The sequence below is a fragment of the Arenibacter echinorum genome, assembly GCF_003259375.1.
GTDB classification, from domain to species: Bacteria; Bacteroidota; Bacteroidia; order Flavobacteriales; family Flavobacteriaceae; genus Arenibacter; species Arenibacter echinorum.
The window spans coordinates 83,166-110,032 of record NZ_QLLN01000005.1 but is presented as its reverse complement, the minus strand read 5'-3'; the positions used below and the strand labels follow the sequence as shown (position 1 = coordinate 110,032).

23 protein-coding genes are annotated in these 26,867 nt (G+C 40.2%); 12 read left to right on the top strand and 11 right to left on the bottom strand.

Going from position 1 to position 26,867, the window contains the following annotated elements; translation table 11 throughout:
• Positions 1-132 precede the first annotated feature (132 nt).
• The 6 genes from ric to LV92_RS13670 form a co-directional block, all read right to left on the bottom strand.
• Positions 133-858, bottom strand: a complete 726-nt coding sequence (ric, locus tag LV92_RS13695) for an iron-sulfur cluster repair di-iron protein (RefSeq protein WP_111624222.1) — start codon at positions 856-858, stop codon at positions 133-135.
• A gap of 5 nt (positions 859-863) precedes the next feature.
• Complete coding sequence (locus LV92_RS13690) at positions 864-1,160, bottom strand: cupin domain-containing protein (RefSeq protein WP_111624221.1); 297 nt, start codon at positions 1,158-1,160, stop codon at positions 864-866.
• Positions 1,123-2,076 carry a tryptophan 2,3-dioxygenase family protein gene (locus LV92_RS13685; RefSeq protein WP_111624220.1) on the bottom strand — a complete coding sequence of 318 codons (954 nt, stop codon included), beginning with the start codon at positions 2,074-2,076 and terminating at the stop codon, positions 1,123-1,125. The genes LV92_RS13690 and LV92_RS13685 overlap by 38 nt, the downstream gene beginning before the upstream one ends.
• 106 nt (positions 2,077-2,182) lie before the next feature.
• A complete protein-coding gene (locus tag LV92_RS13680) occupies positions 2,183-2,617 on the bottom strand; it encodes an RrF2 family transcriptional regulator (RefSeq protein WP_111624219.1) in 435 nt (144 codons plus the stop codon).
• A 112-nt stretch (positions 2,618-2,729) separates the two neighbouring features.
• The gene (gene cydB, locus LV92_RS13675) at positions 2,730-3,806 is read right to left on the bottom strand and encodes a cytochrome d ubiquinol oxidase subunit II (RefSeq protein ID WP_111624218.1); all 1,077 of its coding nucleotides are present in this window, start codon (positions 3,804-3,806) and stop codon (positions 2,730-2,732) included.
• 2 nt (positions 3,807-3,808) lie between these two features.
• Complete coding sequence (locus tag LV92_RS13670; protein WP_111624217.1) at positions 3,809-5,140, bottom strand: cytochrome ubiquinol oxidase subunit I; 1,332 nt, start codon at positions 5,138-5,140, stop codon at positions 3,809-3,811.
• Between the two features lie 221 nt (positions 5,141-5,361).
• On the opposite strand from LV92_RS13670, the gene LV92_RS13665 reads away from it, so the two are divergent.
• The 3 genes from LV92_RS13665 (at position 5,362) to LV92_RS13655 (ending at position 8,758) form a co-directional block, all read left to right on the top strand.
• A complete protein-coding gene (locus tag LV92_RS13665) occupies positions 5,362-5,736 on the top strand; it encodes a hypothetical protein (RefSeq protein WP_146613549.1) in 375 nt (124 codons plus the stop codon).
• 80 nt (positions 5,737-5,816) lie between these two features.
• The gene (locus LV92_RS13660) at positions 5,817-7,880 is read left to right on the top strand and encodes a TonB-copper family protein (RefSeq protein WP_111624215.1); all 2,064 of its coding nucleotides are present in this window, start codon (positions 5,817-5,819) and stop codon (positions 7,878-7,880) included.
• Positions 7,881-7,894: 14 nt separating this feature from the next.
• Positions 7,895-8,758, top strand: a complete 864-nt coding sequence (locus LV92_RS13655; RefSeq protein WP_111624214.1) for a hypothetical protein — start codon at positions 7,895-7,897, stop codon at positions 8,756-8,758.
• Between the two features lie 71 nt (positions 8,759-8,829).
• Here LV92_RS13655 and nagB read toward each other — a convergent pair whose 3' ends face one another.
• Complete coding sequence (gene nagB / locus LV92_RS13650) at positions 8,830-10,758, bottom strand: glucosamine-6-phosphate deaminase (RefSeq protein ID WP_111624213.1); 1,929 nt, start codon at positions 10,756-10,758, stop codon at positions 8,830-8,832.
• Positions 10,759-11,024: 266 nt separating this feature from the next.
• Here nagB and uxuA point away from each other — a divergent pair, with 266 nt between their 5' ends.
• Positions 11,025-12,212, top strand: coding sequence for a mannonate dehydratase (gene uxuA, locus LV92_RS13645; protein ID WP_211322986.1), 1,188 nt, complete (start codon positions 11,025-11,027; stop codon positions 12,210-12,212).
• Between the two features lie 125 nt (positions 12,213-12,337).
• Here the strand turns inward: uxuA and LV92_RS13640 are convergent, their stop codons facing one another.
• Positions 12,338-13,006 (bottom strand): bifunctional 4-hydroxy-2-oxoglutarate aldolase/2-dehydro-3-deoxy-phosphogluconate aldolase, encoded by a 669-nt coding sequence (locus tag LV92_RS13640; protein ID WP_111624212.1) that lies wholly within the window; start codon positions 13,004-13,006, stop codon positions 12,338-12,340.
• 14 nt (positions 13,007-13,020) lie between these two features.
• Positions 13,021-14,043 (bottom strand): sugar kinase, encoded by a 1,023-nt coding sequence (locus LV92_RS13635; RefSeq protein WP_111624211.1) that lies wholly within the window; start codon positions 14,041-14,043, stop codon positions 13,021-13,023.
• 274 nt (positions 14,044-14,317) lie between these two features.
• On the opposite strand from LV92_RS13635, the gene LV92_RS13630 reads away from it, so the two are divergent.
• The 8 genes from LV92_RS13630 to LV92_RS13595 all read left to right on the top strand — a co-directional run bounded on the left by LV92_RS13630 (position 14,318) and on the right by LV92_RS13595 (position 24,443).
• Positions 14,318-15,049 carry a carboxylesterase family protein gene (locus tag LV92_RS13630; protein WP_111624210.1) on the top strand — a complete coding sequence of 244 codons (732 nt, stop codon included), beginning with the start codon at positions 14,318-14,320 and terminating at the stop codon, positions 15,047-15,049.
• 144 nt (positions 15,050-15,193) lie between these two features.
• The gene (locus LV92_RS13625) at positions 15,194-17,248 is read left to right on the top strand and encodes a thioredoxin domain-containing protein (RefSeq protein ID WP_245946384.1); all 2,055 of its coding nucleotides are present in this window, start codon (positions 15,194-15,196) and stop codon (positions 17,246-17,248) included.
• Between the two features lie 219 nt (positions 17,249-17,467).
• Positions 17,468-19,186, top strand: coding sequence for a GMC family oxidoreductase (locus LV92_RS13620; RefSeq protein WP_111624208.1), 1,719 nt, complete (start codon positions 17,468-17,470; stop codon positions 19,184-19,186).
• Positions 19,187-19,190: 4 nt separating this feature from the next.
• Positions 19,191-19,898 carry a gluconate 2-dehydrogenase subunit 3 family protein gene (locus LV92_RS13615; RefSeq protein WP_111624207.1) on the top strand — a complete coding sequence of 236 codons (708 nt, stop codon included), beginning with the start codon at positions 19,191-19,193 and terminating at the stop codon, positions 19,896-19,898.
• 43 nt (positions 19,899-19,941) lie between these two features.
• Positions 19,942-20,775, top strand: coding sequence for a sugar phosphate isomerase/epimerase family protein (locus LV92_RS13610; protein WP_111624206.1), 834 nt, complete (start codon positions 19,942-19,944; stop codon positions 20,773-20,775).
• A gap of 315 nt (positions 20,776-21,090) precedes the next feature.
• Positions 21,091-22,812 (top strand): GMC family oxidoreductase, encoded by a 1,722-nt coding sequence (locus LV92_RS13605; protein WP_111624205.1) that lies wholly within the window; start codon positions 21,091-21,093, stop codon positions 22,810-22,812.
• A 3-nt stretch (positions 22,813-22,815) separates the two neighbouring features.
• Positions 22,816-23,535 (top strand): gluconate 2-dehydrogenase subunit 3 family protein, encoded by a 720-nt coding sequence (locus tag LV92_RS13600; protein ID WP_111624204.1) that lies wholly within the window; start codon positions 22,816-22,818, stop codon positions 23,533-23,535.
• Positions 23,536-23,696: 161 nt separating this feature from the next.
• The gene (locus tag LV92_RS13595; RefSeq protein WP_245946383.1) at positions 23,697-24,443 is read left to right on the top strand and encodes a M15 family metallopeptidase; all 747 of its coding nucleotides are present in this window, start codon (positions 23,697-23,699) and stop codon (positions 24,441-24,443) included.
• Positions 24,444-24,590: 147 nt separating this feature from the next.
• On the opposite strand, the gene LV92_RS13590 is transcribed toward LV92_RS13595, so the two are convergent.
• Both LV92_RS13590 and LV92_RS13585 read right to left on the bottom strand, forming a co-directional pair.
• Positions 24,591-25,769, bottom strand: coding sequence for a THUMP-like domain-containing protein (locus tag LV92_RS13590; protein ID WP_111624203.1), 1,179 nt, complete (start codon positions 25,767-25,769; stop codon positions 24,591-24,593).
• A gap of 7 nt (positions 25,770-25,776) precedes the next feature.
• On the bottom strand, positions 25,777-26,865 hold the full coding sequence (locus LV92_RS13585; protein WP_111624202.1) for an AI-2E family transporter: 1,089 nt from the start codon (positions 26,863-26,865) through the stop codon (positions 25,777-25,779).
• Positions 26,866-26,867: the final 2 nt, after the last annotated feature.

Genomic DNA, 26,867 nt, shown 5'->3' with positions numbered 1-26,867 from the left:
ATACTTAATAGGTAAGTGGCCTAGTAGGCCAATGAGGCACGGCGGGGGGAGATTCTTTAAATATTATGCCGTACCTTATTGCCTACAAAATTTGGCCTCCCGGGGATAGGGTTGCAGGTTTTGTGGTAACCTTTAAGCGCTTAATTCTTTTTCCAAAGCAATGGCTTTTGGGAAGAGAATGTTGTTCTCCAAATGTATATGCCTATGTAGATCCTCCTCAAACTCCTGGAGCAGGGAAAACGTTACTCTATAGGTATTGCAGGCATCGGCAGGTGGATTATAGTTATTGCTCAACTCCTCTATAAGTCTAAATCGATCCCCTTCGTTTTCATGCTCCATCATCATCATTTGTATGGGATTTTGAATAGTGCCAAAATGTTGTTCTGCCAATGCATTACCGTATTGTTTGCTCTGTATCATTTTGCGTACGGCAGGGAAGACGATGAGTTCCTCTTTTTTCATGTGCATGGCGAGTTCTCCAGCACTTTTATTGAAATGCTCCGTAATCTCATAAAGCTCCGGATGCCGATCTCCATGTACTCTGCATAGTTTGGCCAGATATTGATTTAGAATAGGTATTTGTGCCTCAACATATCTATGATGTTTTTTCTCTATATAATCTGCCAATAGGTCCAAGGGCCAGGTTTTAAAATCGATATTGCCATCATTGGTCTGATGCTTCACTGTTTCAATTTCTTGTAAAAGTAGATTGGCGTCCAGCTTATTTTTTTCGGCCACTTCTACAATACTCCGGTTGCCCTTACAACAAAAATCTATTTTATGATTTTTGAATACTTGAGCCGTACGGTAGTTTTCTGCTACTATTTCACCAATATTTTTGGTCATTAAGTTTTCCATAGTGATTAATTTTTAAAATTTATAATTGAATCGGTCGCCATAACGGCAACTGCTTTAAAATCCTTTAATACGGTTAGACTATGTTCCAATCCTGCCGGAATCAACATAGTAGACCCTTTTTTCAATACATATTCTGTATCCTTGGTCTTAAGTATTGCCTTACCTTCTTGGACAACAATGACCGCTTCATGTGAACTGCTGTGTTCTGGCATACCCATGTTTGCCAAGGCCTTAATTTGTAGTATTTTAAGTTTTTCACCTACCTCAAGGTGCGTCAATTGTGGCTTGTTCAATACTTCCATAATGTTCATTTTTATGATTTATTCCCCAATTTTGTTTTTCGGTTTCTGTCCATAAACTTGGAAAGAATTTACGTTGCTGATATTTTGGATGGAGGTATTTTTTCCAATCAGAACCACCAGTGGCCTGCTTGTTTTCACCTTTTTTATCCAAATAGTGTTCAGCAGTGCTCAAATGGACCATGGGCCAATCTATATTGTAAAGCTTGTCGAAGGTCCGAAGTCTGTTTCTGAGTGCATCTGGGACATAGGGCAGTTGGTCCAACTTGTCTTCCAGGGTGTTGCCCATTACTGTTTTGGCTGTTTCAGTCAATGTTGAGAGATATTTTTCCTCAAACAGTTGAAGTGTCAAGGTCTTTTTGCCAGTTTTGGGGTCTGTTCCGGCGTCTTTCCAATATATATGTTCAAAACATTCCCTTAAATCTGGATTGTTGGAACTTTCTTTTTTAAATCTATGGCCAATTAAGTTTACCAAGGAGGTACAATGCAGTTCAATAAACCGGAATTGCGCGGATTGAAAACCACTGGCAGGGGTTAATGTTTTGCGAAAGGTATTGTAATCCTCATAGTCCATTCCTACCTTCATGATATCAAAGGAATTGATTAGCATGGAGGTGTAATGTATAAGTCGGTCCACTTTATTAATGAGAAAGGCCGTAGTAGGTATTTTTTCATCTACTATCTGCTTTAATTCATGTAGCATCATCTTTAGGTACAATTCGGTTACCTGATGGTACATGATAAAAATGGACTCATCTTTAAAATTGGTCCGAGGTCTTTGAAGAGATAGCAGGGTGTCTACTTCTACATAATCCCAATAGGTAATGGGTTTTGCATGAAGTAGACCTTCCAGATAGGTGTCGGGATTTTCCCCAAGGGATTGGTATTTTTCGACTAATTTGTTGGTAATGTTTAACATGGACGGATTATTATTTATTTGATCTTACTAAAGAATACGGGGTTCGTTTGTTATTCATTTTAGTTAAGGAGTTTAATACCTTTTTATCTTTTATCATTTTAAATTTTTATCTTTTCAGATGGGTTAGACCAATTTCCAAGCCTGTGGCCAATTCATAAAGGCTTGTATTTTCCAGCATAATCTTTAGATTGTCCCTGATTCCCACAAATTTATCGTGGACAGGACAGGGTTGACTGGCATCACATTGCTCTAGACCCAGACCACAGCCAACGAATATTTTGTCACCGTCTATGGCATGTACTATATCGTGCAATTTAATGGTATCTATTTTAGATTCATCGATCTGGAATCCCCCTGTTGGACCCTTATGGGAATCTATGATTCCACTCTTTGCCAATGATTGTAATATTTTTGCGGTAAATGCCACAGGAGAATCTACCTCTTCAGCTATCTCTTTAAGGCTTACGCGCTCTTGCCGCATAGATTTAACAGCTATGTATATAGTTGCTTTAATTCCGTACTCGCAGGCCTTTGAAAACATATTGATTTTATATTTAAATCGTTACAAATATAATGCTTATTCTTATTTCGGACAAATTTATCCTAAATAAATAATTATTACAGTTTTTAATGGAGGTATATGGTTCTTAATACTAATGCTCCCCGTAGCCTATATCGTCCATTTTTCCTTTGAATACCCTATATTGAATAAATATATAGGCAATTAGAAGGATAACGGCAATTATAAACCAATTTATGCCTACTGAAAGGCCGTATTCATCTGCCGCTACATTGTAAACCGTCAAGGATGGATTTACAGAATTGGTAGATGGCAGGAGCTTTGGAAAAATAGATGCTGCGGTGGACGCAAAACCTCCAAGGATAAATAGGGAGGAGAATATAAATCCTACCCCATCCTTTTTAAAGGTCTTTATTAGGAAAAGTCCGAATAGGCCTATTAGGGTCAACAATGGAAAAATCCACAGCCATGGTGTTTCAATAAAATTATGAAAGGGTCTTGGAGCTATAACATGCCAAACCACAAGCGAGAGGATTACCAAAGCGAGTAGGACGAAATTGAGTCTAAAAATAACGGTCCTTAATTGGTTGTTGAGGTCCGAATTGGTCTTGTAGATTATCCAATTGGCGCCATGGATGGTTAGGGTGACCACTCCGACTAGCCCAAGTAAAATGGTAAACCAATCAATAATTCCTAGATGTTCTGCAGTTGGACTAAAAGTGGGATTCCATAAGGGGAGAAAAAAATAATGGGCTTCGTGGGCAGAGATGCCATTTTCTACCATGCCCAAATTTACGCCTCTGACCACATTGCCAAAAGCAATTCCGAAGAACAAGGCCAAGAGGAAACTGGCTATCCCAAAGGCCTTGTCCCAGACCGTCTCCCATAATCTGTTATGGATCTGACCTCTGAGTTCCAAACCTATCGCCCTAAAGATCAGTAGCCAAAGAATCATGATCAGCGGCAGATAAAAGCCACTGAACGAAGAGGCATATAAGGTAGGAAAGGCAAAGAAAAGAACACCTCCCGAAGCGATGAGCCAGACCTCATTGGCATCCCAAAAAGGGCCAATGGCATTGGTAATGGCCTTCTTGTCCTTTTCTTTTTTTGCGAAAAATAAATGTACTATTCCCGCGCCAAAATCATAACCATCCAAAATTACATAGATGGCCAACATACTCATTAAAACAACGTACCAGAATAATTCCATATTTAAGCTTCAGCGGTTACAGGTCCTTTATTTATAATTTTACCTACGAGTATCAAAAATAGCATTCCCAACAGAAGATATAATCCAATAAATCCTAATAGGGTGAACAAAGTATTTCCAGAGGATACCGTGGGGGATATTCCTTCCGAGGTGCGCAATAGGTTATACACCAGCCAGGGTTGTCTCCCCAATTCTGCAGTATACCAACCAGTGGTATTGGCAATATAAGGAAAGGGCAGTAAGAACAGTAGGGACCACAAAATCCATTTGGTGGCGTATAATTTTTTGCGCCATAACTGAAAGGCTCCCACCGCCATTATCCCTATAAACAGAGTACCTAGACCTACCATAATGTGATAGGCATAATATAATCCAGGAATATTGGTGGGGTAATTTTCCGGTTCAAATTCGTTCAATCCTTTTACTTTGGCATCCCATTTCTTGTAGGTTAAAAAACTAAGTATATTGGGTACCGCAATTTTATTGTCCAATTTTTTGTCGACCACATTGGGCTGCCCAATTAACACAATCTCCGATCCACCATCCTGGGTTTCAAATAGTCCTTCCATGGCAGCAAAAGTAACAGGCTGATGTTCCACTACATTTTTTGCTGCCCAATCGCCCGTTGGGAAGGCTACCAATACGGAGGACACTAGTCCAAATATTACCCCAGTCTTAACAAAAAGCTTACCGAAACTACTGTGCTTATTGTTCAAAATATAAAAGGCCCCTATGGAAGCCATTACAAAAGATGCGGTTACCAAACTGGCCAACTGATTGTGTAAATAGGAGGGCAAGAGCCAAGGGTTGGAGAATAAGGCACCAAAATTAGTCAATACAAATTTGCCATTGCTCAATATTTCATATCCTACAGGATGCTGCATCCAGGAATGTGTGGCTATAATTAAATAACCACTGGCCCAAGAACCTAAAAAAACCAAGAAACCTGTTACAAAGTGTAATTTGTGTCCCAATAATTTCTCGCCGAACAAAAATAGGCCTAAAAACGAGGATTCCAGAAAAAAGGAGAACATCCCTTCCATGGCCAAGGTCTGCCCGATAATTCCACCGGTCAATTCGGAAAATTTGGCCCAATTGGTCCCAAATTGAAATTCCATTGGTATTCCCGTTACAACACCCATGGCAAAATTAAGGGCAAAGATCCGCATCCAGAATTTGGCGGCATCATTATAATGATCAATTCGGGTTCTAAGAAATTTCCATTTAAAATAAACGATGATCAAGGAGAGGCCCATGGTAAGTTGTGGAAACAAATAGTGGAAGGTGATAGTAAAGGCAAATTGCATTCTATCGTAAAAGAGCATATCCTCCATGAAAAAAACTTAAGATTTATTTTGGTTTAAAATTAAATAACAAAAAATTAAATTAGGTAACAGAGGTTACATAATTACTTATTTAAATTGAATAAAAACAAATTAGTTTAATACCTGACAATTGTCATCTTTTTATGTTTTAAATATGCATTATATTTGTGCTGTATTTTAAATATTGCAGTCTTTTGTCATGGAAGCTTGCATCAATTTGAAAATTAATAATGAAACATTTAATCTTATTTGTCGCTATAATTATGCTGATAAAGCCACTTTGGCCTATAGCTGAATATGCGGTAAATTACGATTATATTGTTGAGAATCTTTGCGAAAACAGGGCTACCCCTTCCTTACATTGCGATGGTAAATGTTACCTGGCAAAACAATTGGCCAAAGAATCGGAGGGAAGCGATAAAAATCCGTTTGAGGGCAAACGATTCAATTTGGAAATCCAGTACATTTCTTCATTCGACCCATTATTCGTTCTTGGCTCGGCCAATGAATGGGGTGTTACCGTTCAAAACAATTATAAGGGAATCCAAACTTTGATTTCCGGCCTATACACTACAGATATTGCACAGCCACCTGAGCTGGGATAATTCAATTATCGCCAATGGATAGCTAATTTTTATGCTAAACCATGGCGTCTTCAAGAAATTGTATTATCTAAATAAATCAAATGAACATTATTAAATGTGCCCATAAGGTATGCACAATACTTATGGAAACAAGCAGACCTATATACATTTGGGTGTTGTTGTTGGGGATATTTATTTTTCCCATTAACATTGGTGCACAGGAATTGGTTTTGCCAAAGGATTCGATCATAACGATCAATCTGGACGAAGTTATCCTTATTTCGGCCAGAAAGACTTTGGATTACCACCGTCAGCCCAAACCCCTCTCTACCTTGGACGAGTATCTGGAATCCTCTAAAAAGGTAGATATGGTGAAACGTGGAGCTTATGCCTGGGAACCAACTCTGAACAATATGTTTTCGGAACGTCTTTCGGTAACTATTGATGGAATGAGGATTTTTGGTGCATGCACCGACAAGATGGATCCCGTAACTTCCTATGTGGATGTGTCCAATTTATCACGGGCTCATATTGCTTCGGGCCAGCAGGGCACCGAACACGGAAACACCATTGGTGGGGCCATTAATTTGGAGCTAGACCGGGGTAATTTTAAGGAAACGGGATTATATGGTGGAGTGGAAACAGGTTTCGAGAGCAACAACCAAATGAGTGTTGTTGGTGCCGAATTTAATTATTCGGATTCCAATTTCTATGTGGATACTGATATTATTTATCGCAAGGCAGAAAATTATGTTGCCGGGGGTGATGAAGAAGTTGAGTTCTCCCAATTTGAAAAATATAATGTTTCGGCCAATGGCGGATACAAACTTGCGGAAGATCGGGCCTTTACGGCCAGTCTTATTTATGATGAGGCCAGGGATGTGGGCTATCCTGCATTGACTATGGATGTTTCCTTGGCTAGGGCCATTATTGCATCTGTAGGTTTTGAGCAGGATGCTTTATGGGGTAGTTTAACTAACTGGAAATCCAAGATGTATTTTAATAAGGTGACCCATGTCATGGACGATACCAAACGGCCAGATGTACCCATACACATGGATATGCCGGGTTGGAGCGATACCTATGGCTTTTACTCCCAAGCAGCACTAAAGGCCAAAAGGCATCAATTTTTATTTAAGCTAGATGGGTATTACAACAAATCCTTGGCTGAAATGACAATGTATCCCAATGACCCGAACGAGTTGCCCATGTTTATGCTCACCTGGCCCGATGTACGTACCGCCAACGGTGGGGTCTATGCGGAGGATGAGCTGGATCTAAATGGTAGTTTACTTAAGTTAGCGACCAGGCTGACAGTTCAGAACCAGAATGTTGCGGACGAATTTGGATTGAATAGTCTAAAGATTTTTTATCCTGAGATGGAGAAATCCAAAACTCGGTTCCTAAAAAGTATTTCAGGGCAATGGCATAAAATGTGGATGCCGTGGCATTTTAATGCGGGACTTTCTTATGGTGATAGGGCACCTTCCGTGACCGAGGGTTATGGATTTTATTTGTTCAACAGTTTTGATAACCACGACTATATTGGGGATCCCGGACTTGACAACGAAAAATCCATGGAGGCCAATACCAAAATCTCTTGGGAAAAATCCAAGTTTAAGCTAAGTGCAGAGGCCAATTTTTTCCACATCGCCGATTATATTATTGGAGAAATTGACCCTTCCCTTAGTGTAATGACCATAGGGGCGGAAGGGGTAAAGATCTACAGGAACCTGGATTACACCAATTTGTTCAACACTTCCTTGGATATGGAATACGCCATTTTGCCAGAACTGAAATGGTCCGGGTTGATTTCCTATCATCGTGGTACGGACAACAATGGTGGCAACTTACCTTTTATAAGTCCATTTTCTTACCGCTCAGGTTTTCAATTTGATAATAGGTCATTTTCAGCTGCCCTAAGGATAACCGGAGCGGGAAAACAAGTGAACTATAACCCGGATTTCGGAGAAGATCAAACACAGGCCTATACGGTTTGTTCCTTGACCTTTGGCAAGACTTTTAAATTTAATAACGATTCCATGTACGCGAAGTTTGGGGTAGAGAATATTTTTGATGAATACTACTCCACCTATACCGATTGGAAAAACATCCCAAGAATGGGACGAAACTTTTTTTTAACACTTTCTTATTCCATTAATTAATTAAAATAAACATAATGAAAACAATAAAACTAATTCTAGTAACTTTTGTAGCCGCTTTAGGATTATCATCCTGTTCATCTGATGGGGACGACACACCAAAAATTGATGTAAATCCTATGGCCGAATTTAATTTGGTAACAAATATTGAGGCCAACGGCCATAGTTTGGAACTGTATTCCGAAGGTAAAACAGGTTTTACCACAGGATACAATGAACTTTATGTACGTATAAAAAATAATGCCGATGATACTTATTTTGCCAATCCTGAAATTACTTGGATGCCCGTAATGCATATGATGAGTATTAACCATTCATGTCCAATATCCGAACTTGCTATTTCCAATGATTATAACACGGTGACAAAGGGATACGTCATATTTCAAATGCCTGGAAATGCCGATGAATATTGGGACATAACCTTTACCTATGAGGTAGAGGGGCAGGAATATTCAGTGACAGAAACCATAGATGTTACTGCTCCAAGCGATGGTAAACAAACAGTTTCTGCATTTATGGGAAGTGATGATGTCAGGTATATCTTGGCCATGGTTGAACCAACCGATCCAGAAGTTGCCGTTAACGATATGCAGGCCATGCTGTTTAAAATGGAAAATATGATGAGCTTTCCCAGTGTGGAAAACTATTCCGTAACACTTGATCCTCGTATGCCCGGGATGGGTAACCATAGTTCCCCCAACAATGAAGATTTAACCTATGATGCGGCTACCAAATCTTATAAGGGGAAATTATCCTTGACCATGACGGGGTATTGGAAACTTAATCTAAAACTGTTGAACAGTACAGGAGAGGTATTAAAAGGTGAAGATATCACCGAAGAAATTGAAGCAAGTAGTTTATACTTCGAATTAGAATTTTAAATAGTACTTATGTACGCTATAAAAAAGGCTGCCCAATGGGCAGCCTTTTTGTATTGTAATATATTGGGCACTTAGTAATGGTAGCGAACAAATGCTTCCATCGCAGCATAATGCGCCAATCCCAATTCATCGTATTTGGTCGCTGTTTCCTTGTTTCTGTCCTCTGCTCGTTGCCAAAATTCCCTTGAATCCGATCCTTGGAATACCACTCCGTCTTTTTGGGATTGGTGTTTGAAAATTCCGTAGCGCTTTGCCAAAACCTGACTTGGACTCATAGGTACGGCCATTTCAATATCCTCTATATCCCATTCTTGCCATGCTCCACGGTACAACCATAACCAACAATCCTTCATGTAGGATTTGGTCTTAAGTCGCTTTAGGGACTCAAAAATAATGTCCAAACACACCTTATGGGTACCATGTGGATCTGCCAAATCGCCCGCAGCATATATTTGGTGCGGTTTAATTTTTTCGATCAAATCCATGGTTATTTTGATATCTTCCTCTCCCGGAGGATTTTTCTCAATGGTACCGGTTTCATAGAACGGCAGATCGTTAAAATGTATCTGCTCGTCCGTAAGTCCAACGTAATAACTCGTTGCCCTAGCCTCACTTCTACGTATAAGACCCTTTATGTTTCTTACTTCTTCAATGTCTATTTCACTGGTCTTTTTGTTCTTAATGAACTCCGTAGCCTTTTTGTAGATCTCAACAGATTTTCTGTTGTCCAGTCCAAAGGAACGGTTGTAATCGATCACGAAATCCGAGAATCGCAGGGCTTCGTCATCGGCTACAGCTATATTTCCGGAAGTCTGATATGCTACATGCACTTCATGGCCTTGGTTTTGAAGACGCATGAAAGTGCCCCCCATGCTGATGATATCATCATCTGGGTGTGGACTAAAAATAAGTACGCGTTTTTTGGCAGGATTTGCTCTTTCCGGTCTATTGCTGTCGTCTGCGTTTGGCTTACCTCCTGGCCAGCCGGTAATGGTGTGCTGTAGTTTGTTGAAAATCCTAATATTAATGTCGTAGGCATCCCCAACTTCAGTCAACAAATCACTCATACCGTTTTCAATATAGTCCGCCTCCGTAAGCATAAGAACTGCTTTCTCCAGTCTAAGTGCTAGTCCAACAACGGCTTTCTTGATCATTTTCTCGTCCCACTCTACTTTCTCTACGATCCATGGGGTGCTTACCCTGGTAAGTTTTGAAGAAGAACCTTTGTCAAGGATAAAAACACTGTTTGGATGCTCCTGTAGGTAAGATGCCGGTACCTGTTCTGTAATAGGCCCTTCTACTGAAGCTTTAATGATAGAGGATTTACCTTCTCCCCAGGCCATAAGAACAACTTGCTTGGCCTGCATTATTTGCTTTATACCAAGTGTAATAGCTGTTTTTGGCGTGTTGTACAATCCTTGGAAATCCTTACTGGCCGCCACTCTTGTAATATGGTCCAAGGTAACAAGTCTGGTTTTGGAATTCGGCAGGGATCCGGATTCGTTAAAACCTATATGCCCGTTGCCACCAATACCCAAGATTTGTAGATCGATGCCACCCAAAGCGTCTATTTTGGCCTCATATTCCTTACAATAGCTGGCAATATCTTTTTTTGCCAAGGTTCCGTCCGGAATATGAAAATTTCCAGGTTCTATATCCACATGGTTAAAGAGCAATTCCTTCATGAATCGCACATAACTCTGTATGGCATCCGGTTCCATTGGATAATATTCGTCCAAATTGAAGGCTATGACATTTTTAAAACTAAGGCCTTCCTCTCTGTGCAGGCGAACTAGTTCCGCATACAGTCGTTTTGGAGTGGACCCTGTAGCAAGTCCAAGGACGCACATCTCCTTGGCCTTTTGTTTTTTCTTAATTAATGTCGCAATTTCAGCTGCAGCAGCCTTGGACGCAACCTCTGAAGATTCGAAGATGACCGTGTTGATTTTTTCAAATCGTTTTTCAAAACTGGTAACCTTGTCGATTTTACTTTTAATCATGGAGAGCTAGATTTTTTGTTCATTTTTGGTTGAATCGATAAAAGTAGTACAAAGTATTTAAATGCCTAAAAAAGATAAGGAATTTTAATCAAGTTTAAGAATAAAATATATTTTGTGATACTTTTTTAATCTTTCCAAAAATGGTCGGTGCAATACTTTTAAAATTGATATCTTGGTAAATTATTTACTTTGAAGACCAAGTGTTTTAAAAAATATTGTCGCACTACCGCCAATAAAGTAATGTTTTATTTATAAAAATAATATTAATGAGTTTGACTTTAGAAAATACATGGAGATGGTACGGGCCCAAAGATCCTGTTTCCTTAATGGATATTAAACAGTCCGGAGCTACAGGAGTGGTTACTGCCTTACATCATATTCCCAATGGGGAAGTTTGGCCGTTGGAGGAAATTAAAAAGAGAAAGGCAGAGATCGAGGCGGTGGGCTTGACCTGGTCTGTTGTAGAAAGCGTTCCCATTCATGAAAGTATTAAGACACAACAGGGCGATTTTCAGAAGTATGTGGAAAACTATAAGACCACTATTTCCAATTTGGGATCCTGTGGAATAGATACTATTTGTTACAATTTTATGCCAGTTTTGGATTGGACGCGCACCAATCTTGACTATGAACTGGAGGATGGGTCTACGGCCTTGAGGTTTGAAAAGGCCGCCTTTGCGGCTTTTGAACTCTTTCTATTAAAACGTCCAGGTGCAGAAAAATCATATACTGAGGAAGATCAGAAGGCAGCCAAGGAATATTTGGAAAAAACTTCGGAAAAGGATCAAAAGAAATTGGTGCAGAATATTATAGCAGGTCTACCTGGGGCCGAAGAAGGATATAGTTTGAAGGAGTTTAATCAAATTTTGGCAACATATGACCAAATTGGTGCTAAGGAACTTAAGCAACATCTGTTCTCCTTTTTACAGAGCATAATTCCAATTGCCGAAAAAGAAGGGGTGCGTATGTGTATACATCCCGATGATCCACCTTATCCAATTTTGGGATTGCCAAGGGTAGTAAGTACGGAGCAGGATATTCTTGATCTATATAATGCCGTGGATAGTCCCAATAACGGACTAACCTTTTGTACCGGGTCTTTTGGGGTTAGAGCGGACAATGATTTGGTGGGTATGGTAAAGCGCTTGGGGCATCGAATACATTTCATGCACCTTAGAAGTACAGAGCGGGATGACAAAGGTAATTTTCACGAGGCCGATCATTTGACAGGGGATGTAGATATGTTCGGGGTGTTAAAAGCCTTGGTAGAGGAGCAACAAAAGAGAAGTGCTGTAGGAAGAAAAGATTTGAGGATGCCAATGAGGCCAGATCACGGTCATAAAATGTTGGACGACCTTAGGAAAAAAACAAACCCGGGATATTCTGCCATAGGAAGGCTTAGGGGTCTTGCAGAATTAAGGGGACTGGAATTGGGAATAAGAAGATCCCTGTAAAATAAATCAACTTTCCTTGGCAAGGAAAACAGTATTTAGAGTTAAAAAAACCTCTGATTTTCATAAAATCAGAGGTTTTACTTTTATAATACCAAAAGTAGGTAGGCAAATGATGGGTCTTATCACTAGCTCCGTATTCTTTTGATAAGGGCCAATGTTTCCCTTACCGATTGCTCTAGACCACTGTAATCCCTTTTTTCCACTACCGTTTTACTAATTAGGTTGGAACCCATACCTACACAGGTAACCCCGGCATTGAACCATCCTTTTAAATTGGATTCCTCCAAGGTTACACCGCCTGTTGGCATGACACTGGTCCACGGTTGTGGTCCTTTAATGGCTTTAACAAAGTCTGGTCCGAAATTGGCGCCAGGGAATAATTTTATAATTTCGCAGCCCAATTCTTCAGCTTTGTTTATTTCTGTCAGGGAGCCACACCCTGGACTCCATAATACTTTTCTTCTATTACAGACCATGGCAATATCTTCGCGCAAGGAAGGGGTTACAATGAAATTGGCACCCATTTGCATATAAAGGGAAGCTGCTGCAGCATCGGTTACCGATCCTACACCTACCGCCATTTCCGGCAATTCCTTAATGACGAATTTATTTAGTTCGGCAAAGACTTCATGGGCGAAATCCCCACGTGCCGTAAATTCAATTAATCGCGCACCACCATTGTAGCATGCTTTTAAAATTTTCTTTCCCAATTCCACATCCGGATGATAGAACAAGGGCACGAGTCCCGTTTCTTTCATTAGTGCAGCTACTTCAATTCTCGAAAACTGTGACATAAGGTTTAGTTATTTTACCTACTTACTTTTCCAGAGGAATTTCCTCCTGCCAATTGCTCAATTTCTTCAAGGGTGGCCAAGTTGAAATCGCCTGTAATCGTATGCTTGATACAGCAGGCAGCCGCTGCAAAATCGATTGTTTGTTGATTATCTATTTTATCTTGTAAGAGCCCATATATCAAGCCCCCCATAAAGGCATCGCCACTCCCTACCCGGTCAACTACAGGGGTTACCTCCCTAATTTTTGCATAGTGTATTTTTTTTCCGTCATATAAAATTCCGCCTATTTTTTGATGCGAAGCATTTACGGAATAACGCAAAGTTGTGGCCACATAACTTAAATCCGGAGAGCCTTTGTAAAGAAGGTCGTACAGTTCCGGTAAGGAGTCCATATCTTGATAGTCCGGGTCCTGTGGTTCTTGCCCTGTCATAAAAAAAGCCGTGTCTAAATCCCCTAAAATAACATTGCTGTACTTTAAGAGTTCGGGCATAATATCTTTTGGCTCTTTCCCGTATTTCCATAATTTGGAACGATAATTCAAATCCGATGAAATGGTAACACCCATTTTATGGGCGGCCTTAACCGCCTCTAAGCATACAGCCGCAGCCTTGCTTGAAATTGCTGGGGTAACCCCGCTCCAGTGAAACCAATCTGCATGCTTAAATACTGCTTTCCAATCTATAGAGTTCGGTTCTATTTCTGCAATTGAACTGTTCGCCCTATCATAGACTACCTTGCTTCCCCGTGTTCCGGCGCCTGTTTCCAAAAAATAAATGCCGAGACGGTCTCCCCCAAACTGTATATTGTTGGTGCCCACATTATGCTTTCTAATTTCCTGTAGGGCACATTGGCCTATGTCGTTTTTTGGCAAACATGTAACGAATTCAGCATCAAACCCATAATTGGCTAGGGATACCGCTACGTTAAACTCTCCGCCTCCATAGGTGGCGTTGAAATTGGTGGCCTGTGAAAACCGAAGGTGTCTTTCGGTAGACAGTCTTAGGAGGATCTCCCCGAAAGTGATGACTTTCTTCATACTAAATTTTTTGATTGCTCGATAAATGTACCAAAGTAAAACGAAAACCCGAAATGAAAATACATTTAGACATTTATAACTATTATCTTATTTTTTGTTTAAGGAATAATCTTGAATGTTAAATAAAAGTATAAACAGCGGGTATGTTAAATAAAAATGCATCAATTTGCGGATTTTCAACCAATTTGGAATACTGATTGATAACCATGATAATTCTAGGATATGGCCTTATACAAATATAGGTGGTCCTAAATCAAACAATATATTTGAACAAATGAAAACATTAGTTTTAATTTTTTGCTGCCTTTTTATTTTTGAAGGCTGTGCCTCCCAGTCCTCTCCTGAACTTATCAATTCAGAAATGGAGGTCGTTACCACCGAAAACTTGAGGTATTACCTATATTACCCAGGGAATTATGAGGTAAATCCAGAGGAAAAATTTCCCCTATTGCTCTTTTTACATGGCGGGGGAGAATCCGGCGGGAATTTAAAATCTGTAAAGCGAAATGGCCCCCCAAAACTTATTTCAGGGGGCAAGAAATTTCCTTTTCTAATCTTGGCTCCACAGAATCCCCAAGAAAAAATGTGGTGGAACACCAGGGCAGTTAATCAACTCTTGGATAGTATTATTGCTACCAATAAAGTGGACGAAAATAGAATATACCTTACCGGCCTCAGTAGGGGAGGTGGTGCAGCCTGGGAAATGGCCGTACAATATCCGGATAAATTTGCGGCCTTGGCCGTGGTTTGTGGCATGACTCCTGTGCCCTATGCTTCCTGGATCAATAAAAATATGCCAATTCGTGTTTATCATGGTGATCAGGATAAGTCGATTTCCATTTCGGAATCTATTGAAATGGTTGCCAAATTAAAGGAAATGGGATACAATGTGGATTTTACGATTTACAAGGGTGTAGGTCATAACGCATGGGACAAGGCCTATGAAAACAATGAGCTTTACGATTGGTTTTTGTTGCAAAAAAAGCTGGGTCCTGTAGAAAATTAACAATTTTATGGGCATAGAACTTTATTTTATTCTACTGTAATTGAAATGATTTGTTGTATTTTTCAAAACTGAACAATATTCGCATTTATGACCCGAAATATGTGCCTTAGGCTTTCTTTTTGTAATCTATTTTTATTGTTGATAATGATCTTATTTTCCTGTTCCGATATTAAAGGTCAGAAAAACGACCATAAATATACCAATGACCTTATTCATGAAACTAGTCCGTATTTGTTACAACATGCCCATAACCCGGTAAATTGGAGACCGTGGAGTACAAGTGCTTTGGAAGAAGCCAAAAAGGAGGACAAGTTGGTATTGGTAAGTGTTGGTTATTCATCCTGTCATTGGTGCCATGTAATGGAAGAGGAGACCTTTGAAGATGAGGAAGTGGCCAAATTGATGAATGAAAACTTTATAAGTATTAAAGTAGATAGGGAGGAAAGACCAGATGTAGATCATGTGTATATGACTGCCTTACAGCTAATCAATGGTAATGGAGGCTGGCCTTTGAACGTGATTACCCTGCCCAATGGAAAACCCATTTATGGGGGTACCTACCATACCAAGGAACAATGGAGCAAAGTTTTGGCCGAGGTTAGCAAGCTTTATAAGAACGACCCCAAAAAAGCCAACGAGTATGCCGATATGGTGGCCCAAGGCATACAGGAAGTAAATATAATACAGCCGGTCTCAGATTTGGGGATGTTGACTCCAGAGGTCCTAAAAAATAGCGTTGAAAAATGGAAGGATAACTGGGACTTAAAATGGGGAGGAAATAGAGGGTCACAGAAATTTATGATTCCTATTAATCTTGATTTTCTGTTGGATTATGCCGTTTTAACGGAGGATAAGGATGCTATGGATTTTGTTAAAACCACTTTGGACAGAATTGCTTGGGGAGGCGTTTACGATCATGTAGCCGGCGGATTTTACAGGTATAGTACCGATGCCCAATGGAAAGTGCCGCATTTTGAGAAAATGCTATATGACAATGCCCAATTATTAAGTCTTTATTCCAAGGCCTATAAGTTGTTTAATGAGCCTATGTACAAAAAGGTAGTGGAAGAGACTATTGCTTTTTTGGATAGGGAAATGAAAAATCCGGGAGGCGGCTATTATGCGGCCATTGATGCCGATAGTGAAGGCGAGGAAGGTAAATATTACGTTTGGAAAGAAGAGGAATTAAAGGCGGTTTTGGGATCCGATTATGACTTATTTGCCAAATACTACAATATAAAGCGTTCCAATATTTGGGAAAACGATTCCTATGTTCTTTTCAGGAACTCAGGTGATGAGGAATTCATTAAGGAAAATGATATTGATGCAGAAGATTGGGACGGTGTACAGGAAAGATGGCAAAACAAAATTTTAACTGCTAGGAATAAAAGAATTAGGCCAAATACCGATGATAAGATCATTACCTCTTGGAATGCCTTGTTGATCAATGGATTTGTAGATGCCTATAATGTTTTTAACGAAACTGCTTATTTGGAAAAAGCAGAGGACGTCTTTAATTTTATTAAAAAAAATAGTCTGAATAAAGATCAGTTGATACATACTTATAAAAAGGGAAGTAAAAAAAGTGATGGTTTTCTGGAGGATTATTCCTTTTTGGCCAATGCCTCTTTAAAATTGTATAGTACCACAATGACAGATTCCTATTTGGACTTTGCCAAAGAAATGAATCAAATAGCAAAGGACAAATTTGCTGATGAAAATTCTGGGATGTACAGTTTTAACTCCGATGACGAATTAATTGCGCAAATAATTAAAACCGATGATGGGGTATTGCCTTCGCCCAATGCGGTTATGGCAGAAAATCTGTTTCTATTGGGACATATAGACTATGATAAGGAAGCTACGTTAAAAGCAAGGTCCATGCTTTCCTCTATGATTTCGGTATTGGAGGAAAATGCCTATAATTATTCCAAATGGAATTCCCTTCTGTTGAAAACGGCATATCCCTTTTACGAAATTGCAGTTGTGGGCAATGATGCTAAGCAATTATTAGCTGAATTACAGCAACAAAATTTGCCCAACACCTTAATTCTTGGTAGTAATAAAGAAAGTGAAATGCCTTTGTTTAAAGGGCGTTATGCGGATGATGGGACCTATATTTATGTTTGTCAGGATCATACCTGTAAGCTTCCGGTAGCTACGGCTAAGGAAGCTTTGGAGCAATTGAAGAATTTTTAAGGCTTTGGATTTCCTTAATTAAGGGAAGTACTTAATGTAACTGTTCCGTTCATTGATCCGGACTCCATATTTACTGCCAAATGTCCCAGTTAATAATATTTCATCAATTATCCATGGTTTTGTGTCAAATTACATGAATTTTAAGGTTGTTCGGATAAAAAATTTTAATTTAATATCGATTTAAACTTATATTGAGCTTCAAAATTAATTCTTTATAGTATGCAGATAAAAGAAACATCAACTATTTATGATGTCATCATAGTTGGGTCCGGTGCCGGTGGTGGTATGGCCACAAAAGTGTTGTCCGAGGCGGGACTAAAAGTGGCCGTAGTAGAAGCGGGTCCGTTTTTTGATCCCAAAAATCCGGAACAGATTACACAATTGAAATGGCCGTATGAATCTCCACGTAGAGGTGCAAGTACAACTAGGGCGTTTGGGGAATATGATGCTGCATATGGCGGTTGGGAAATTGAAGGAGAACCTTATACCCAAAAAAATGGTTCAAGATTTAATTGGTTTAGATCACGTATGTTGGGCGGTAGAACAAATCACTGGGGACGTATCTCCTTGCGTTTCAGTCAGCGCGATTTTAAGCACAAGGATATTGATGGTCTAGGGGAAAACTGGCCTATTGGCTATGAAGATGTAAAACCGTACTATGATAAAGTAGACAAGTTAATTGGTGTTTTTGGGTCTAAAGAAGGTATGGAAAATGAACCGGACGGGTTTTTCCTTCCTGCGCCAAAGCCGAGATTGCACGAACTGTATTATATAGATGGAGCCAGGAAATCCAATATTCCGGTCATTCCTTCAAGGATGTCCATGGTCACCAAAAAAATAAATGAGGATCGCGGGGTCTGTTTTTATTGCGGACAATGTAGTAGGTCATGCCAGATATATGCCGATTTCTCATCGGGAAGTTGTTTGATATTCCCTGCGCAGAAGAATGGAGGCCAAATAGATCTTTTTGTGAACGCCATGGTACGCGAGGTAACCACTAATGAGGAAGGTAAGGCCACCGGAGTACTTTATGTAAATAAGGAAGATCGTAAGGAATATGGATTAAAGGGGAAAATAGTAGTACTGGCCGCATCGGCCTGTAGTACCGCAAGAATCCTGTTAAATTCCAAAAGTAAGCAACATCCGGCCGGACTGGGCAACAGTAGCGGTGTGGTAGGGAAGTACCTTCACGATTCCACAGGGGGCGGAATGACAGGATTTGTCCCTGAACTGATGAATAGAAAGACATACAACGAAGATGGTGTAGGAGGGATGCATGTCTATACCCCTTGGTGGTTGGACAATAAGAAGCTCGATTTTGCCAGAGGTTACCATATAGAAATATGGGGAGGAATGGGGATGCCAAGCTACGGTTTCGGATTTAACCCAAATGCCATGAATGAGTTCTTTGGTGAAAAAGTTGGGGGCTACGGCAATGTCCTTAGGGAGGATGTCAAGAAATATTACGGAGCAATGATCGGTTTTGCCGGCCGTGGCGAATCTATAGCTTTGGAAAGTAACTATTGTGAAATTGACCCGGGAAAGGTTGATGAATTTGGTATTCCAGTATTGCGCTTTAACTACCAATGGTCCGATCACGAACGTCTTCAGGCCAAGCATATGCAAGAAACCTTTTCGGAAATAATCCACAATATGGGCGGACAGGTCATTGGTAAGCCGGCAGGAAAAGATAGCGATTATGGTTTACTTAACCCTGGTGAAATTATCCATGAGGTGGGTACCACAAGGATGGGGGACAATCCTAGAACTTCTGTGGTCAATAAATGGGAACAAATGCACGATGTGGATAATGTTTTTATTGTTGATGCGGGACCCTTTGTTTCCCAAGCTGATAAGAACCCTACATGGACCATCTTGGCCCTGGCCTGGAGAACGTCAGATTATATAGTTGAGCAATTGAAAAAACAAAATATCTAGTATTATGGATAGAAGAAAAAGTATAAAGTCCATTATTCTTGGAGGTGTAGCAGGCGGATTGGCAATTAATGGATGTAAGCCGGGAACAGAAGGGGAGGCAGCAGCTGCAGAGGCCCTGGTACAGGAAGAAAAGCATTTCGGGAGAACCCCGGAGGAAAAAGAGTTGCTGCAAAAACTTTACGCAGAACAGTTTTTTAATGAACATGAGATGGCCACTTTGGGGGTGTTATGTGCTTTGATTTTACCTGCCAATGGAACCAATGGTAGCGCTACCGATGCCGGAGTGCCCGATTTTATTGAATTTATGGCCAAGGATATCCCTGCTTATCAAACTCCGTTGCAAGGAGGTCTAATGTGGTTGGATCACAAGAGCAATAAGGATTATGGGGTGGAATTTAAAACCGCCACCGAGGCACAGCAAAAGGAGATTTTGGATGCCATTGCCTTTCCGGACAAGGAAAATCCTACGTACGAGCAACAATTCTTTTCCCTTGTTCGCAATCTAACCGTAACGGGATATTATACCTCCAAGGAAGGTATTGAAGATTTGGGGTATAAAGGTAATTCCCCCAACGTTTGGGACGGCGTACCGGAAGATATATTGGCCAAACATGGGAAATCCTATGATCCCGAATGGATTGCCAAATGTGTGGATCAAAGTAAGCGAAATGATATGGCAGAATGGGATGACGAAGGTAATTTGTTGACCTAGAAGGTATTAAGTTGTTCAAGGGATATAAGTAATTCTATACACGATGAAAAAATTACAACTACTATGTCTATTTTTAATGGCCATAGTTTTTTTTGGAACTACAAATGTTACGGCCCAAGAGGTGGGATTACAATTGTATAGTCTTAGAAATCAGTTTAAGGAAGATATTCCCAGTACCTTAAAATTGATAAACGACTGGGGTATTACCGTTCTGGAAGGTGGAGATAGCTACGGGATGCCCGAGGAGGAGTTTAAGGGGTTACTTGCCAAAAATAACTTAAAGGTGGTCAGTATTGGTGCCGGGTTCAACGATTTGGCCAATGCGCCGGAGGAGGTTGTAAAAAAGGCAAAAAGTTATGGTGCCACCTATGTGATGTGCGCCTGGATCCCTCACGATGGCAATAATTTTGATATTTCGGATACGCAAAAGGCTGTGGAGGTATTTAACAAGGCCGGAAAGATTTTAAGGGATAATGGATTAAAATTGGCGTATCACGCCCATGGTTTTGAATTTAGGCCCTATAAGGACGGGACCCTATTTGATTATATGGCACAGAATGCCAAATATTTCGATTTTGAAATGGATGTTTATTGGGTGCATCATGGAGGTGAGGATCCCTTGAAATTGCTTAAAAAGTATCCTTCTAAATTCATTTTATTGCATTTGAAAGATATGGAAAAAGGTACTAAAAAAGATGATACCGGCCATGCCGATGTAGAAACCAATGTGGTTTTGGGAACCGGGGAAGTTGATATAGCCGGTGTTGTTGCCGAAGCCAAGAAGTTGGGCATCAAGTATATGTTTATAGAAGACGAGTGTTCCAGGGTTGTGGAACAGGTACCCAAGAGTTTAAAGTATTTGGAAGGAATAAAATAATCTCGATTCCATTTATTGAAATTAACTTAAAAAGGCCTCCGAAAGGAGGCCTTTTTGTTTATTGGCCATTGGGAGGCAGATGGCTGGGAATAACAATCGATAGTTATGATATTTTTATTCCTTGGGGTGCTAAACAAAAGAATTGGGCTGTAACCCTAAATGAAAACTACAAGGATTTGTCCCTTCTAATGACATATTATCAATTATTGATGGTTTTATATCAAAATACATGAATTTTCAGGTTGTTTGGATAAAAAATTCTAATTTAATTTCGTTTTAAATCTATATTGAAGTTCATAATTAATTCATTCCAAAATGCAGATAAAAGAATCCTCAGAAATTTATGATGTAATAATCGTCGGTTCGGGTGCAGGTGGCGGTATGGCTACAAAGCAGTTGGCCGATGCCGGCCTTAATGTTGCGGTTGTAGAGGCTGGGCCATTTTTTGATCCGGCAGACCCAAAAACAATGAACCAGCTAAAATGGAATTACGAATCTCCTAGAAGGGGAGCTGGTACCACTAGGGCATTTGGAGAATTTGATGCTGCTTATGGCGGTTGGGAGATAGAAGGGGAACCTTATACCCGTGAACCTGGTACCGAATTTGATTGGTTCCGATCTCATATGTTAGGGGGGCGTACCAACCACTGGGGAAGGATTTCCCTGCGTTTTGGGCCAAAGGATTTTAAGGGAAAGACCAGGGACGGGCATGGTGAGGACTGGCCTATAGGTTATGAGGATGTAAAACCGTATTACGACAAGGTAGATAAGCTAATAGGAGTATTTGGCACCAATGAAGGCTTGGAAAACGACCCGGATGGTTTTTTTCTTCCTCCTCCAAAACCGAGGTTACATGAGGTTTTCTATATAAATGGCGCCAAAAAGGCGGGTATACCTACTATTCCAGGTAGACTTTCCATGCTGACAAAAAGAATTAATACAGAACGTGGTGTTTGTTTTTACTGTGGGCAATGTTCCCGTTCCTGTTCCATTTATGCCGATTTCTCTTCGGGAAGTTGTCTTATATTTCCAGCTCAAAAAAACGGCGGCCGAATAAAATTGTTCGTCAATTGTGTTGTGCGGGAAGTAACCACCAATGAAGAGGGTAAGGCAACAGGCGTGTCCTACATCAGTAAGGACGATAGAAAAGAGTACAAATTGAGGGGCAAGGTTGTGGTTTTGGCGGCTTCCGCCTGTAGTTCTGCCCGTATTCTTTTAAATTCTAAAAGTAAACAACATCCTAACGGATTGGGAAATAGCAGTGACCTTGTTGGTAAATATTTACACGATTCTACCGGTGCAAGTAGAGCCGCATTTGTTCCTGCATTGATGAATAGAAAAGTATCCTATAATGAAGATGGGGTGGGTAGTAACCACGTGTATTCTCCTTGGTGGGGGGATAACTCCAAGTTGGATTTTCCAAGGGGGTATCATATCGAAGTAGGCGGCGGTATGAGGATGCCAGGCTACGGTTTCAGTTTTAACCCTAATGAGTTCAATAAGTTTTTTGGGCTTAAAGTAGGGGGTTATGGAGATAGCTTACGGGATGATGTAAAAAAGTATTACGGATCTGTATTAGGGGTTGCCGGAAGGGGCGAAGGTATTGCCCGCAAGGATAATTACTGTGAAATAGACCCTACAACAGTGGATCAATTTGGTATTCCAGTATTGAAGTTTAATTACAAATGGTCCGATTTTGAAAAAAACCAGGCCAAGCATATGCAGGACACCTTCGAGGAGATTTTTCACAATTTAGGGGCAGAGCCCTTAGGGGAAAAGCCGGGTAAGGACCGTGATTATGGGTTGGAAGCCCCTGGGCGTATTATCCATGAAGTAGGAACCACCAGAATGGGCAATGATCCCAAAACATCCGTCACTAATAAATTCAATCAATTGCACGATGTGGACAATGTCTTTATAGTTGATGCGGGACCCTTTACCTCCCAGGCGGACAAGAACTGTACTTGGACAATTTTGGCATTATCTTGGCGCGCCAGTGATTATATTATTGAACAATTAAAACAGCAAAATATCTAGATCATGGATAGAAGAAAGAGTATACAGACAATAATTCTAGGTGCAGGCGCATCTGCTTTGGCCTTTCATGGCTGTAAGACAGATGGTCCTGATACAGCAAAGGACGCCGTAGCCGCGGCCGAAAACACCCATTATTTTGGTCGTACCCCCGAGGAGTTGGAGCTGATTGAAAAGTTGAATGCAGAACAGCTATTTACTGAACATGAGATGGAAACCATAGCCATATTGAGCACGGTGATACTTCCTCCCAGAGAACCTAATGGAGGGCCTATTGAGGCAGAGGTCCCGGAATTTATAGAGTTCATGGGCAAGGACATCCCCGAGTTGCAGCTGACACTTAAAGGGGGGCTTATGTGGTTGGACCATAAGAGCAATACCGATTTTGGAACCGAATTTAAATTGGCCACCTTGGATCAGCAAAAGCAGATATTGGATACCATTTGCTATCATGATATAGAAAAACCATTGGACGTGCAACCGCTCGAAATACAGTTTTTCTATTTGATGCGCGGATTAACTGTTTGTGGCTATTATTCCTCCAAAGTAGGAGTTGCCGAATTGGGCTATAAGGGAAATACGCCCAGCGTATGGGATGGTGTTCCAGAAGATGTGTTGGAACAGCATGGGGTATCCTACGATCCCGAATGGGTAGCCAAATGTATCGATCAGAGTACCAGGAACGAAATCGCTACTTGGGACGAAAAGGGCAACCTTTTAACTTAGCTCCATCAAAAATTGGTAATAATAAGGAAGGATCATTAATTATTTGTAATTCCTACTTAGAGATATAAAAAGCCCTAGTTTCGGGGCTTTTTTGTTTATTTGTTGTGGAGAAGCTGATGAACAGAGGAGAATGATTGGAATAACAATTGGCAATATAATATATGAATAGGAAGCGCACTGTTTTTAAGGGAATGTCACTGTTGGCATTGATACTTTCTTTTGGTTGTAAGGAGGTTGTGGTGAACAAGAATCCAAAGGAAGATGTTGAAAAGTTAATTGAGATAAAGGATTCCGTAAAAATTCTAAAAGCGAAGAAAGAGGAAGTTCCCAAATCCAATCTTAAATCCTTGGACGGTCTGGCCGATACTCTGTTTGTAAGGTTGGCCGATTATAGTGATGATTTTGTGTACGACCTGCGCTATGCTACAGAAAATAATTTTTTAAAGGCCAAGGTTTACGATTGCGCTGAATGTTATACTAGGGTTAAGACGGCCAGGGCACTGCTTTTGGCCAATAAGGAATTTATGGACAAAGGATTTAAAATTAAGTTTTTCGACTGTTATAGACCCAATGATGTACAATATAAAATGTGGGCCATAGTTCCCAATCCCCAATATGTAGCTAATCCCGTTAAAGGATCAATCCATAATAAAGGCGGTGCTGTCGATATTACTTTGACCACCTTGGATGGGGAAGAATTGGATATGGGAACCGATTTTGATTTTTTTGGAAAAAGGGCCTACCATGACAATTGGGATTTGCCCAAGAATATCTTGGATAATAGGCTGCTGTTAAAGGAAACCATGGAAAAACATGGATTTTGGTCCATTAGAACGGAGTGGTGGCATTACAATTTGGGCGCTGCATCCAATGACAAAGTGGCCAATTTTAAATGGGATTGTGATTGAAATTGTTTAAGTGATTCCAAGATCTTTTATGTAACTCCATGTGAAATCTAGACTATAATAGTCACTTCGACAGAGCGAAGAATGAGCGACGAGAAGTCTCAAATATTAGGCTACTTAACTGTAGCTATAACATGCTGCGTACTGCTCTTATAATTTATGACAATAAACAACAATTTTTTCACCTTCCGAATTAGTGGTAAAAAACAGATACGCTTCCCCTCCATCCTTAATTTTAAACCTTTTCCTTATTTCTGCCACGCTTATCGGAAAATTCCTAATGGTAATATTTGCTTTTTTTACGTCCAGTTTTTGTAATTCTTTTTTATTGAAGGGAATGGACCTTACAACTTTGAACCTCCTGCCGGGAAAATCCAATAATTGATCGTGGGTGTATAAATGAGAGTGATCATGTAATTTAGACATATTGAATTTATCGCCTACGGTTTTAAAAGCTCCAGACTTTAGGATGGCCGAATTGGGCTCGTATAAATACTCCAAGGGATCGGAGTATTTGGAGATCGCTAATTTTTCATCTTCAAGGGAAAAGCTGAACTGTTCCATTGCTGAGCCGTTTAGGTTTACCGTTTTTACCACTACCTCTTTTTTATAGCCCCGTTCCAATATCCATAGGATTTCCTTTACTTCATTTTTAACCGCAACAATATGAATTTCCTTAACGGACTTCAACTCTCTAAGGCCGGCCGACAGGTCCAGTAGAGGGGAGGTTTTTATCATTATTTTTTTCACCTTGGCCAAAATAGCACTTAGATTACCGGGGACATTCGGAATACAATCGGACAACAAAAAAACCTTTCCTTTGGCATCATGTCTACGGGAGGGGTCAATAAATACCCAATCGAAATCGATTTCTGAACTTTTTAAAAAATCTATGCCATCCATGGCATGGGTATGGATATTGGTCCTGCCCAAAGTCTTAAAATTATGTGCCGCTACTTGGGATAGATCCCTGTTAATTTCACAATGATATACCTGTCCTATATTGTTGCTGAAAAAATAACTGTCCACCCCAAAGCCGCCGGTCATGTCCAACAAAGCTGTCCCACTCATTATCCCAGCCTTGTAATGTGCGGTGTTTTCTGAGGATGTCTGTTCAATATTTAGTTTGTTGGGGTAGTAGATATTGTGGGTGCCGTACCAAGTTGGGAGCTTGTCCTTGCACCTGTTCTTGGCTTCAATTTGTTCTGCGATTTCCTTGTTGGTAACACCTTCAAAATTCAATGGCTTCAACAAAATGGCAATAAGCTCCGTCCTTAAATTTTTGTTTATAAAATCTTGGATTTCGGATGTTAGAATATTTTTGTTCAAGGTGGGATTATAAATTTTTTGTAAGGGATTTTACAATTTTATTCTCGTTAAAAAATTCCTTTAAGATTACTTTTATGGCCGTATAGCCAGGTACCGCTATAATCATTCCGGTTACTCCCAGGAGTAAGCCTCCAATAATGATGATCAGGAAAATTTCCAAGGGGTGCGACTTTACGCTGTTGGAAAAGATAAAAGGCTGGGAGAAAAAGTTGTCTACCAATTGGCCAATGATGAACCCAATCATTACATAGCCTGTTTTGGGCAAAATAACGCTACTAAAATCGGCTCCCACATTACTGGTCATGGTTAAAACCGCCATTAATATCCCTCCAATAATGGGGCCTATATAGGGAATAAGGTTGAGAAGGGCACAGAGAAAGGCTATTACTACGGCATTTTCGATACCAAAAACGAAAAGGACAATGGAATAAATGACAAAGAGGATCAAGATTTGGAACACTAGGCCTACAAAGTACCGGGAAAGCAAATTTTTGATGGTTTCCATGGAATGTTGAAATCTATTTTCTTTGTTATCAGGGATTAGGGTGAGTAAGGATTCCTCGAAAAGTTTACTGTCCTTTAAAAAGAAGAAGGCTATAAAGAGTACAGAAAAGAGTCCTACGCTAAAACTCCCCAATATGCCGATTATGGAGTTTAGGAAATCTGGAAGTATCCCAAAGTTTAGGTTGGAAAACAAATGTGAATCTTTAATGCTTTGTTCCAAATCCTCGGATTTAACTCCGATATATTGCAGTAACTGGCGGTACAAGTCCTCCAGATTGGTCTGTAAGGCATCTATGTTGAGAAGGGATAGGTTCTGTCCCTGTTGAATAAGTAAAGGCACAAATAGGGCAATGACTCCTGCAACTACCCCAACAAGGAATATCATAGTTATTATAACAGCCACGGTATTGTTGAATTTTAACTTCTGACGAAAAAATAAAACAATGGGCCGTCCTATCAAGCTGGCAACTCCCGCTATAGCTATGTATATAAGAACCGCGCTGATCTTGTATAGAAAAGCCAGCAGGATTACAATGGCTACTATAACTCCAAGAGCCCTTAAAATACCTTCTGCAATGGTCTTTGATGTCATAT